This is a genomic window from Blautia sp. Marseille-P2398, from assembly GCF_964240315.1.
Classification (GTDB): Bacteria; Bacillota; Clostridia; order Lachnospirales; family Lachnospiraceae; genus Blautia_A; species Blautia_A wexlerae.
Map to the genome: position 1 here is coordinate 256,199 of NZ_CAXSTD010000005.1, position 12,473 is coordinate 268,671.

The window sequence follows — 12,473 nt, forward strand, 5'->3', positions numbered from 1 at the left end:
CGAAACAAACTATTTTTCTGTGCTGGTTACTGGCTGGGGAGGAGAGGTGTGTCTTATAGCAATCCTCTGAAATAATAAATGTGCTTGAGAAATGGGTGGGGGTGGAAGTATAATGTGGGGGAAGATTTTTTACGAAATGAGGAGAGAGTTGTTATGAGATATAATTCAGTGTTGGATCTGCATACACATACTTTGGTGAGTGGACATGCATATTGTTCACTTAGGGAGATGGCGAAGGCAGCTTCTAAGAAAGGACTGGAGGTTCTGGGGATTACGGAGCATGCGCCTGCTATGCCGGGAACCTGTCATAAGTATTATTTTGAGAATCTGAAAATTGTGCCCAGGGAGATGTATGGGATTCAGTTGCTTCTGGGGTCCGAGGTGAATATTCTGGATGCGCAGGGAACTGTGGATCTGGCGCAGCGGACGTTGGAGAGGATGGATGTGGTGATCGCCAGTCTGCATATGCCATGCATGAAGCCGGGGTCTAAGCTGGAGAATACAGAAAGCTATCTGAATGTGATGAAGAATCCCTATGTGAATATTATCGGACATCCGGATGACGGGAGATATGAGATTGATTATGAGGCACTGGTTCAGGGGGCGAAAGAATATGGGAAGGTTCTGGAACTGAATAATCATTCTATGGATCCGGACTGTAATCGACAGAATGCGGTGGAGAATGATACTGTGGTGCTGAATCTGTGTAAGAAATATCATGTTCCGGTGGTGATGGACAGTGATGCCCATTTTGATCTGCTGATAGGGGAGTTTGATCTGGCGAGAGATTTGCTGGAGAAACTGGATTTTCCGGAGGAACTGGTCCTTAATCGGTCTACGGATGCAATCAGGGAGTATGTGAATCGTAAATTCTGATAAACTGAGAAGCAGTTATTTGGTGTAGAGCTGCGTTGCGAAAAAGATGATTTTATTTGCCTTACTCTTCGAAAAAGGCTTTTGTGAGAAAAATAAAAAATCTGTGATTTCTTTTGGGTTAAAGGCTTGCTTCCTATAATTTAACGTGGTAAAATATCACTGTTAGAAACATAACACGGACAGTTTAAAAACAAATGTCCGCAAGTGAAGTACAGAGTTCTAAAAGGAGCATGAAAATGAGTAAAAAAATCAGAACAGAGGCTGTGGATCAGCTTTTTGAAGCGATTTTATGCCTGAAGGATAAAGAAGAGTGCTATACTTTTTTTGAGGATGTGTGCACAATCAATGAACTTCTTTCCTTATCACAGCGTTTTGAGGTTGCCAAGATGCTGATGGACAAGAGAACCTATCTTGATATTTCTGAGAAGACCGGAGCTTCCACAGCAACGATCAGTCGTGTGAATCGTTCACTGAATTATGGAAATGACGGATATGAGATGGTGTTTTCAAGAATGGCAGAGAAGGAAACTAAAGGGGAATAGGATAGCGAAAGGCTGAATAAATGCAGTGCTATTGTGGGGCAGGTGAAGATCACCTGCCTTTTTTGCATAGGGAGTTTTCGGATAAAAGACTATGAAAAGAAAGAAACCTAAAATAGAATTACGCTATTATTACATGCCTGCAGGAAGTCCGATCCTTCCTCTTCTGGGAGAGCGCTGGGTGCAGAATTATGGAACCGGTATAGAGGACCTTCATTTTCATAATTTTATGGAGATTGGTTTTTGCTATTATGGAGAGGGAATCCTTACTCTGGGAGAGGAGAAAAGGAAGTTTACAGGGCGGCAGTTTACTGTGATCCCGGAACGGTTTCCTCATACAACAAACAGCATGGGAAATACGGTCTGTAAATGGGAGTATCTGTTTGTGGATGTTGAGGGATTTTTGCGAAAGAATTGTGAGAGTGCTGTACAGGCTGAGAAAATGCTGCGAAGGATCAACGCCGGGGCATTGTTGATGAACGAGAAAGAGGAACCGTTTATAGCTGAATGTATTATTAGAATTATGGATATCATGCGCCGGGAAGAGGAGTTTTATATTCAGGAGGCATCCGGACTTCTTATGGCTCTGCTGGCAGGGATTGCCCGGCTGAACCGGACGCCGGAACAGGAAATGCTTTATGAAGAGCAGAGCAGGAGCATGAGGATCATTTCAGATACACTGGATTATATTTCAGATCATTACAGAGAGAATATAAAGATAGAGCAGTTGTCTGCAAACTGTCATCTGAGTGAGTCACATTTTCGCAGGATTTTTTCCGGATGTATGCATATGAGCCCTGTAGAGTATATAAATTTGATACGTGTCCGCACAGCCTGTGAAAAACTGAAAAAGACAGATAGGTCAGTTACTGACATAGGTACGGAATGTGGTTTTGCATCGGACTCTGCTTTTAACCGGAATTTCCGGAAGCTGATGGGAATGTCACCTGCAGAGTGGAGAAAAAAGGGAGAAAATTATGAGCAGCTTCTCCTGAAGTTTGACATCCGGACAGAGGAAGGATGGTAAATATCAGACACCGGAATATATAAAAGTCGAAAATGAATATTATATAGTCAAATATGCAAACTGTGCGGATTGGTATAATGTTATAATTTTGCTTATGAAGGATAACTGGCTGTTGGCAATATCGTATAAGATATTTTTATGAAAAAAGTCATATATAAAGTATTTTGCTGGAAGTGTTTTACGGATGTATGGCGAAATATAATATTGCAGGCAGAGAGAACAGTTAAAAAAATAAATCATGAGGAGAACATAAGAGTATGAAGGCATTTGATTATTCACTGGTAAAAGATCCACAGTATTTCTGCGATAACCGAATGGAAGCTCATTCAGATCATGTGTATTATAGAGATGGGAATGAAATGCAGACTGCTGTGCAGGATGGGACGGAAACTTCTTTTCGCTACAGTCTGAACGGTTTATGGAAGTTTCATTATGCGCGTAATTACAAAAGTGCAGTTCAGGGATTTGAGAAAGAGGATTACTGTTGCTATGACTGGGAGGACATCCATGTACCGGCACATATCCAGATGGAAGGATATGATGCACCGCAGTATGCTAATGTCCAGTATCCATGGGAAGGACATGAGGAAATTTATCCCGGTCAGATTCCGGAGAGATTTAATCCGGTTGCAAGCTATGTGAAATATTTTACAGTGCCGGAACATATGAAGGGTAAGAGACTGTTTATTTCTTTCCAGGGAGCAGAGAGCGGACTTGCATTGTGGCTGAACGGAGCATTTATTGGGTACAGTGAGGATTCTTTTACTCCATCTGAGTTTGAGTTAACAGATTATCTTAAAGATGGACAGAATAAGCTGGCAGCACAGGTATTCAAATGGACCTCCAGCAGCTGGTGTGAAGATCAGGACTTCTTCCGTTTCTCCGGAATTTACAGAGATGTGTATCTTTATACAGTTCCGGATACCCATGCATATGATCTCCAGATTCGGGCAATCCCGGAAGAGAATCTGGATGTAGCAGATCTTGAAATTAAGGTAAAGACATGGGGAAAGGGAAGCATTGTTTTCAGACTTGAGAAAGATGGAGAATGTGTGCTGGAAGAGAAAAAATCTCTTACAGAAGCTGGAAATGAAGAAGCCGATGCAGAGCCATTTTATATTCAGAGAACAAATAGCAGCAAGACTGTACAGAACAGCTTTGCATGGAAAATTAATAATCCGAAATTATGGAGCGCAGAAGATCCACAGCTTTATGATTTTACAATTGAACTTTATGATGAAGCAGGAACTATTCAGGAGGTAATTCCTCAGAAGGTTGGATTCCGCCGTTTCGAGATGAAGAACGGTATTATGACTCTGAACGGAAAACGTATTGTGTTTAAGGGCGTAAACCGCCATGAGTTCAGCTCTGTCAGCGGAAGACATGTTTCAGAGGAAGAACTTCGCAAGGATCTTCGCATTATGAAGCAGAATAATATTAATGCCATCCGTACCTGTCATTATCCGGATACATCACTGATCTATCAGCTCTGTGATGAATATGGTATTTATATGATCGATGAGACAAACCTGGAATCCCATGGTTCCTGGGATGTGGCGGAATTTACAAAGGATTATACTCATGTTGTTCCTCACAACAAACCGGAATGGCTGGATATGATGCTTGACCGTGCCAACTCCATGTACCAGAGAGACAAGAATCATCCGGCAATCCTGATCTGGTCCTGCGGAAATGAATCTTTTGGCGGAAAAGATATCTATGAAATGTCTCAGCTTTTCCATAAGAATGACCCTACCCGTCTGGTACATTATGAGGGACTTTTCCATGACCGCAGTTATAATGATACCAGCGATATGGAAAGCCAGATGTATCCGTCTGTAGAAGCAATCAAAGAGTTCCTGGCAAAGGATGACAGCAAACCGTTTATCTGCTGTGAGTATACACATGCCATGGGAAATTCCTGCGGTGCCATGCACAAATATACTGACCTGACAGATACAGAGCCTAAATATCAGGGTGGATTTATCTGGGATTACATTGACCAGTCTATTTATAAGAAAGACCGCTATGGAAAAGAGTTCCAGGCATATGGCGGCGATTTCGGAGAACGTCCTACAGACTACAATTTCAGCGGCAACGGAATCGCATATGGCGGTGACAGAGAGCCATCTCCAAAGATGCAGGAAGTGAAATTTAATTATCAGAATATTACAGCAGAGGTGACAGCTGATACAGTAAAAGTGCTTAACAAGAACCTCTTTGTAAATACAGATACTTTTGACTGTAAGGTAACACTTGCAAAGAATGGAAAAGTGATCCGTACAGAAGTACTGGAAACAGCAGTTGAGCCATTGAGTGAGAAAGAATATAAACTGCCTTTTGAAAAAGCAGAAGCAGCCGGAGAATATACAGTTACTGTTTCCTTCCATCTGAAAGAGGAGGAGATATGGGCACCTGCAGGTTATGAAATTGCGTTTGGACAGTATGTATATCAGGTGAAAGAGGATGTTCTGGATGGAAAATCAGATTCTGCAGAAACAGCGATTACAGTGGAAAAAGATGTATGTGTATCAGATGCGTTTGTAAAGAAACCACAGATCATCCGAAGCACACATAATATTGGTGTCCGGGGCGAGCACTTCGAAGTAATGTTCTCCGTCCTCAATGGTGGCCTGGTTTCCTACAAATATGCAGGCAAAGAGATGATCGAAGCAATCCCGAAACCAAACTTCTGGCGTGCACCTACAGATAATGACTGTGGAAATCTTATGCAGATGCGCTACGCACAGTGGAAAATTGCCAGCATGTATTTAAGCCACAAAGAATACAGAAAAGGTGCATACGGTCCATCCAATTCACCACAGACAGAAGAAACAGACCACTCTGTAAAAGTAACATTTACCTATCTGATGCCGACCACACCAGCCAGTGAGTGTCAGCTTACCTACGAAGTATTCGGCGATGGAAAAGTGAAGACAACTTTAACTTATGATCCTGTAAAAGAACTTGGCGATATGCCGGAATTTGGGGTGATTTTCAAATTCAATGCAGATTATGACAATGTCCAGTGGTATGGACTGGGCGAAGCTGAAACCTATGCAGACCGCAAAAAAGGTGCAAAACTGGGCATTTACCAGAACAAAGTTGTGGATAATATAGCAAGATACATGGTACCGCAGGAATGCGGAGCAAAAGAGGAAGTACGCTGGGCGAAGGTCACAGACCGCAAGGGCAGAGGAATGTACTTTGAGATGGATGGAGAATCAATGATGTTCTCCGCACTCCCATACACTCCACATGAGATGGAAAATGCCATGCATCCATACGAACTCCCGCAGATCCATTACACAGTAGTACGCGTAGCCAAAGGCCAGATGGGAATCGGCGGCGATGACAGCTGGGGAGCATATACCCATCAGGAATATCTGTTAAATGCAGATGGAAAGATGGAATTCTCCTTTAGCTTTAAAGGAATTTAATATAGTTTATTTGTTTAAAAAGGGGCTGTCAGAATAGGCAGTCCCTTTAACTGTTATAGATAAATAGACAACAAAAAATGATATTTATAACGTCGAAAATGTGATATGATATACAAGTAAATTCTTTGATTTATAATGCAGGGCGAAAACGTGGGCATTATAGTGGTCCAACGATTCTCAAAAGTCGGCGATTGACAATGAAAAGGAGTAACATTAAATGATAGATATATATACAAATAAGATTGATTCAAAAGACTGGATACTTCAAAACGACCTGTACTTTAATCTGAATACAGGTAATGAAGAAATGTCACAAAAAGAAATTGATTTAATCTGGCAAATAGATGAGGCAAAGCTGACTCCGGACAAGCATATAGAAACAAAATATGGATTAGGTACAATTCGTAATTTATCATCAGGCTGCAAGACACTGATAAATATTGTAAAACACCCTGATAAGGTGGTAAATGTTGAGGAATGTGGTCCGAATGTGTTAAAGATCATTTTTGCTATGGAAAATATAAAGATTTATATGTCAAGACCGACACTTTTTGATATCCCAGACAATGCAAAAATCCGATTTAATAATTCTGATATAGTTACCGGCGGGAGAGGCTATAATGCCTGGTGGAGTAAGGAGTATGAAAGGAGAGAAGCAGATGATTTATAAGAACATTACTTTTAAAGCAGATCCATTTTCATACGATTTGGAATTTGAGGATAGAATTACTCTTGTTGGCGGAGACAGCGGCACCGGTAAAACAGTGCTTTATGAAATGCTGGAAGATATAAGACTAACAGACGAATACAAGACTATAAAATTATTTAACTATAAATCAGATGATTTTTTAAAAGCAATAAAACAGTGCCGGGATAGTTTCATTGTGGTAGATAATGCAGAGTACTTGATTAATGATGATATCAGGAGATTCATTAATTTTGAGTTCTCAAATCAGTATATGCTTTTTCTGCGAAATTGTGACGGACTTAATGTATCTGATAAAAGTTTTAAGGTGCTGAAGTTTGATAACAACAGAATAACGCTGGAAGAGGAGCTGTGATATGAGATATTTATGGACGGAGGATACTGGTGCAGGGCTTCACTTCTGGAAATTAGTTAACAAGTTTTTCTTTGATAATGAGCTTGTAGTCGAAAGTAAAGGAAGCAATCAGGGATTACTGGATGCGGTAATAGACTTGGACATTAAAGATGACGATAAATATTACGTTGCATTTGATTATGTGGTTGATAATCAGGATATTCGTAACAAGTATCGTATGTTGAAATCAATAACAGATAAGTCGGAAGGAAAAATTGTAATTCTGGATATGATTTGTTTTGAATATCTGATTCTTGCATTTGACAAGCTAATAGCATGGACAGGCACCGGAAAGACAGATAAAATCAAAATTCGTGAAGAAGTCTTGGCAGCAGTTGAGAATCATAGAATCAATTTATCAAAGATTGATGACGAGAAGACATTGCAGTATATAGCAGGTTTTAAAAGATATTCTACAGAACGAGTGATGAAGTCATTGGCAGGCGAATTTACACAAAATGAAAAGTGGTCTGTTAAAGGGACTCTTATGGGTGAATGCTGGTATAAGAATTGCTGTGTGTCGGAGCATCCAGATAGTCTTAGATGTGGTAAGCCTGAGATTGAGGATGGGGATGAGAAGATGAGGATGCTGATACAGTCTGAGAAGGTGCAAAATGTGATTTGCAAAGTTGCAGATTAGAGTAGGATTTAATAAAAGTGAAGATTTGAAAACTGTACGAAAAGGGAGGAATTATTTTATGTATCAGGCAGATGAAAAACGTTATGAAACCATGAAATATCACCGCTGTGGTGCCAGTGGGCTGATGCTGCCGGAGTTATCTCTGGGTTTATGGCATAATTTCGGAGACACCGGTGTTTATGAGAATATGAAGCAGATGTGTTTTACAGCATTTGACAATGGGATCACTCATTTTGACCTTGCAAACAACTATGGCCCACAGCCCGGAAGTGCGGAGAAAAATTTTGGAAAAATCCTGAGAGAGGAATTTTCTGCATACAGAGATGAGCTGATCGTCAGCACAAAGGCAGGCTATGATATGTGGCCGGGACCTTATGGAAACTGGGGAAGCCGTAAGTATCTGATCGCCAGTCTTGACCAGAGCCTGAAACGCCTTGGGTTGGATTATGTAGATATCTTCTATCATCACCGTATGGATCCGGAGACTCCTCTTGAGGAGACCATGGAGGCTCTGGCACAGATCGTCAGAAGCGGAAAGGCATTGTATGTTGGAATCTCCAACTATGATGGTGAGACAATGAAACGCGCTGCAGATATTCTGGAAGAACTGCATTGTCCGTTTATCATTAATCAGAACAGATATAATATCTTTAACCGTACCATCGAGACAAATGGCCTGAAACAGGCTGCAGCAGAGAGGAAAAAGGGAATTATTGCATTTAGCCCGTTATCCCAGGGAATGCTCACAGACCGATATCTGAATGGAATTCCAAAGGACAGCCGCGTTAACACAGACGGACGTTTTCTCCATGCAGACCAGTTCAGTGAGGAACGTCTTAACAGTATCCGCAGTCTGAATGCAATTGCAGCAGAGCGAGGGGAAAGTCTTGCGCAGATGGCACTGAAATGGATTCTCCGCGACGGAATCGTAACCAGTGTGCTTATAGGAGCATCCCGTCCGCAGCAGATCCTTGAGAACCTGAAAGTGCTGGACAGTGAATCTTTCAGTGAAGAGGAATTAAAGAAGATAGATGAGTGTTCACTGGCCTTATGATATAGCCGAAAGTTAATGGTTGTTTATAAAACAGGAGAGCAGACTTATATTATGGAAGATTCATATGTCTTACAATTACAGGAACCGAAATTCAGAGAATTTTATCTAAGCTACAGCGGTTACGCACAATGCGGGCCGCTGCATTGCTATGGTCCGGCGTCCCGTCCGCATTATCTGATCCATTTTGTAGTGAAAGGAAAGGGGATGTATCAGGCGTCAGGACAAAAACATTATCTCACTGCCGGACAGGGGTTTCTGATCGAGCCGGGTACACAGACTTTCTATCAGGCAGATAAAGATGATCCGTGGAGTTATCTTTGGATCGGAGTAGGTGGCACCAATGCAGGAAAATATATTCGGGATATCGGATTAAATAGCGAGCAGTTGATCTTCCGTTCAGAAAGTGGAGAAGAGTTAAAGAAAATTGTGCTGGATATTCTGAAACATACAGAAAGCACCACCTCAAATCTGTATTATCTGCAGGGCCGATTATATGATTTCTTTTCAGTTCTTACAAAAGATGTAGTGATTGATACTTATCTGGGTAATACAAAAGAAAAGAAATATGGAAGAGAAAACGGGTATGGAGAATATATCAAAGAAGCCATGGCATTTATAAAAAATGAATATGCCTGTGGAATCGGAGTACAGGAACTGGCAGAGCATTTGAATGTTAACCGCAGTTATCTGTACACCATCTTCATGAATGAACTTCATATTTCACCAAAGGATTTTCTGCAGAAATACCGTGTTACAAGGGCAAGAGAATTGCTGGTGCTTACAGAACTGTCTGTAGAATCAATTGGAAAATCCTGTGGCTATGGAAATGCAGAACGGTTTGCCAGGGCATTCAAGCATGAAACAGGACTGACACCAACTCAATTTCGAAGGCAGGACAGAAGTAAAAACCGCAGGAACCTGGAAGTGTCAGAGGATGGGCTGGAAAAGCTGATCAACAGTTAACATTTTGAAGGTTCAGACAAACATAATGCCATAACACCTCAGAATAACTTTCTCTATAATAATGTATATGATATCAGCACAGCCGCGGAGCAATCCGTGATATCAAGTTAGGGTCAAAAAAACTTTTGCCCCTAATTTCATGTATATTGAGTTTATTATAGAAAGGGGACAGTTATGAGTATTATTTTTCACGAAAGTTCAAAGACATTCCATTTATACAACAATAACATCAGTTATATTATGACCGTACTTCCCAATGGACATCTTGGAAACCTCTATTTTGGGAAAAGAATCCATGACAGAGAAGATTTCTCATATCTTCTTGAAATGAAGCAAAGAGCAATGACAGCCTGTGTTTATGAGGGAAACCGCAAATTTTCGCTGGAGCATTTGAAACTGGAATATCCGGTATATGGAAGCTCTGATTATCGTTATCCGGCAGTGGAAATCCTTCAGGAAAACGGCAGCAGGATCTCGGAATTTACTTATGTCAGTCACACTGTTACAGATGGAAAGCCAAAGCTTTCAGGACTTCCGGCTACCTATACGGAGAATGACGAAGAAGCCCAGACCTTATGTGTAAAACTGAAAGATGAAGTAACAGGAATTGTACTGGAATTGCTTTATACTATTTTTGCACAGGGGGGAATCATCACCAGAAGCGCCAGATTTACAAATGAGGGTACATCATTAGTACATCTGTTAAATGCAATGAGTCTCAGCCTTGATCTTCCGGATAAAGATTATGTGTGGATGCAGTTTTCGGGCGCATGGTCCAGAGAACGTCATGTGAAAGAACGCAGATTAGAGCAGGGAATCCAGTCTGTGGGAAGCATCAGAGGAAATTCTTCCCATGAACATAATCCCTTTATTGTGCTCCGACGTCCGTCGGCAACAGAAAATGCAGGAGAAGTGATGGGATTCAGCCTGATCTACAGCGGAAATCACAGAATGCAGGCAGAGGTGGATACTCATGATACAACCCGCATCACTGTGGGAATCAATCCGCAGAATTTTGACTGGAAGCTGGACTGTGGTGAGAGCTTTCAGACTCCGGAAGCAGTAGTAGTATTTTCTGATAAGGGTCTGAATGGAATGAGCCAGACTTTCCATAAATTATATCAGAAGAGACTGGCAAGAGGTTACTGGAGAGACCGTCCCAGGCCAATCCTTAACAATAACTGGGAAGCTACTTATTTTGATTTTACAGAGGACCGTCTGGTAGAAATCGCAGCAAAGGCAAAGGAATGTGGTGTTGAATTATTTGTACTGGATGACGGATGGTTCGGTGCACGAAGCAACGATCATGCAGGACTTGGTGACTGGGTTGCGAACAGAGAACGTCTTCCGCGGGGAATTAAAGGAATCGCAGACAGAATTGAAGAGATGGGTATGAAATTCGGCCTGTGGTTTGAGCCGGAGATGGTGAATAAGGATTCCGACCTTTACCGTGCACATCCGGACTGGATCCTGCAGACACCCCAGAGACTTTCCTGCCATGGAAGAAACCAGTATGTGCTGGACTTCTCCAGAAAAGAAGTGGTGGACTGTATTTATGAGATGATGTATAAAATCCTCTCAGAAGCAAAGGTTTCCTACATCAAGTGGGATATGAACAGAAGTATCACGGAATGTTATTCGGCAGCACTTCCTGCAGACCGTCAGGGAGAAGTGTTCCACAGATATATTCTTGGAGTTTATGATTTGTATGAGCGGTTAAATACTGCATTCCCGCAAATCCTCTTTGAGTCCTGTGCAAGCGGCGGCGGACGTTTTGATCCGGGAATCCTTTATTATGCGCCACAGGGATGGACCAGTGATGATACAGATGCGGCAGAGCGTGTAAAAATCCAGTACGGCACAAGTATGTGTTATCCTGTAAGTTCCATGGGAAGCCATGTATCTGTAGTACCCAACCATCAGTTAAACCGGAAAACTCCGTTACATACAAGAGCAAATGTAGCTTATTTCGGAACCTTCGGATATGAACTGGATCTGAATAAACTGTCTTACGAAGAAATCAGTGAAGTAAAACAGCAAATTGCTTTTATGAAAGAATACAGAGAACTGATTCAGTTTGGAACTTTTTACAGATTGAAGAGTCCTTTTGAGGGCAATGAAACAGCGTGGATGACAGTCAGTGAGGACAAAAAGACAGCGCTGGTATTCTGGTACAGGGAAAGAAATGTAGTAAATGCTGATTTTACCAGAGTACGGCTTCAGGGACTGGATCCGGATTTTATCTACAGAAATGAGTATAATGGAACAGAAAACTACGGGGATGAGCTGATGAATCTGGGACTGCTCACCACAGACTGTACAGCAGGTGAACCTACAAGTGAAGATGCACCATGCACAGACTATGAGTCCAGAATTTATGTTTTAACAACCGTAGCAAGAATTCCCTCACCTCTATAGGGACGCCACTGAAAAACTATTTTTATACACATTATATAGTAGATTGAAACAAATAAAAACACTTTATATTGTGTTGTTTTATGCAAAATAAGGACTTTTTCAGTGGCGTCCTATAGGTGATGGGATGAATTGCACATTCGAGCATGTCTGCTCAAATTCATAAAAAATCGCAAAAACACTTGTTCTGATACAATAAATATATTATAATAGAAAAAAGAACAATATGCTCTTGAAATTTAGACGGTCGAAATAAGCAATAAGCAATAAGTGAGTGTACATAATGAGTTTAGATAATAATTCTCATTCAGTGTTTTTGTTTGATTCTGGTTATGAAATATAGCAGAAAGATGCTGGACGATAAGATGTCAGAGAGAACAAAAGAAATCTTTGAAATATAGCACCTGTTGAAACAATCC

General features: G+C 41.2%; 10 protein-coding genes. All 10 read left to right on the forward strand.

What is annotated here, in order from left to right; translation table 11 throughout:
- Nucleotides 1–153: 153 nt before the first annotated feature.
- The 10 genes from ACESZG_RS08250 to ACESZG_RS08295 all read left to right on the forward strand — a co-directional run bounded on the left by ACESZG_RS08250 (nt 154) and on the right by ACESZG_RS08295 (nt 12,057).
- Nucleotides 154–876 (forward strand): phosphatase, encoded by a 723-nt coding sequence (locus tag ACESZG_RS08250; protein ID WP_118339247.1) that lies wholly within the window; start codon nt 154–156, stop codon nt 874–876.
- Between the two features lie 236 nt (nt 877–1,112).
- Entirely contained in the window at nt 1,113–1,418 is a 306-nt protein-coding gene (locus ACESZG_RS08255; RefSeq protein WP_008706557.1) for a YerC/YecD family TrpR-related protein, read from the forward strand.
- A gap of 91 nt (nt 1,419–1,509) precedes the next feature.
- A complete protein-coding gene (locus tag ACESZG_RS08260) occupies nt 1,510–2,442 on the forward strand; it encodes an AraC family transcriptional regulator (protein WP_118339244.1) in 933 nt (310 codons plus the stop codon).
- 257 nt (nt 2,443–2,699) lie between these two features.
- Complete coding sequence (locus tag ACESZG_RS08265) at nt 2,700–5,882, forward strand: glycoside hydrolase family 2 TIM barrel-domain containing protein (protein ID WP_118339241.1); 3,183 nt, start codon at nt 2,700–2,702, stop codon at nt 5,880–5,882.
- A 217-nt stretch (nt 5,883–6,099) separates the two neighbouring features.
- Nucleotides 6,100–6,552 carry a DUF4869 domain-containing protein gene (locus tag ACESZG_RS08270; RefSeq protein WP_118339238.1) on the forward strand — a complete coding sequence of 151 codons (453 nt, stop codon included), beginning with the start codon at nt 6,100–6,102 and terminating at the stop codon, nt 6,550–6,552.
- The gene (locus ACESZG_RS08275; RefSeq protein ID WP_226840065.1) at nt 6,524–6,943 is read left to right on the forward strand and encodes an ATPase; all 420 of its coding nucleotides are present in this window, start codon (nt 6,524–6,526) and stop codon (nt 6,941–6,943) included. The genes ACESZG_RS08270 and ACESZG_RS08275 overlap by 29 nt, the downstream gene beginning before the upstream one ends.
- A 1-nt stretch (nt 6,944) precedes the next feature.
- The gene (locus ACESZG_RS08280) at nt 6,945–7,622 is read left to right on the forward strand and encodes a hypothetical protein (protein WP_118339232.1); all 678 of its coding nucleotides are present in this window, start codon (nt 6,945–6,947) and stop codon (nt 7,620–7,622) included.
- 58 nt (nt 7,623–7,680) lie between these two features.
- Entirely contained in the window at nt 7,681–8,676 is a 996-nt protein-coding gene (gene mgrA, locus ACESZG_RS08285) for an L-glyceraldehyde 3-phosphate reductase (RefSeq protein WP_118339229.1), read from the forward strand.
- Nucleotides 8,677–8,727: 51 nt separating this feature from the next.
- Nucleotides 8,728–9,639 (forward strand): AraC family transcriptional regulator, encoded by a 912-nt coding sequence (locus ACESZG_RS08290; protein WP_118339330.1) that lies wholly within the window; start codon nt 8,728–8,730, stop codon nt 9,637–9,639.
- 174 nt (nt 9,640–9,813) lie between these two features.
- On the forward strand, nt 9,814–12,057 hold the full coding sequence (locus ACESZG_RS08295) for an alpha-galactosidase (protein ID WP_118339226.1): 2,244 nt from the start codon (nt 9,814–9,816) through the stop codon (nt 12,055–12,057).
- The last annotated feature ends 416 nt before the right edge of the window (nt 12,058–12,473 follow it).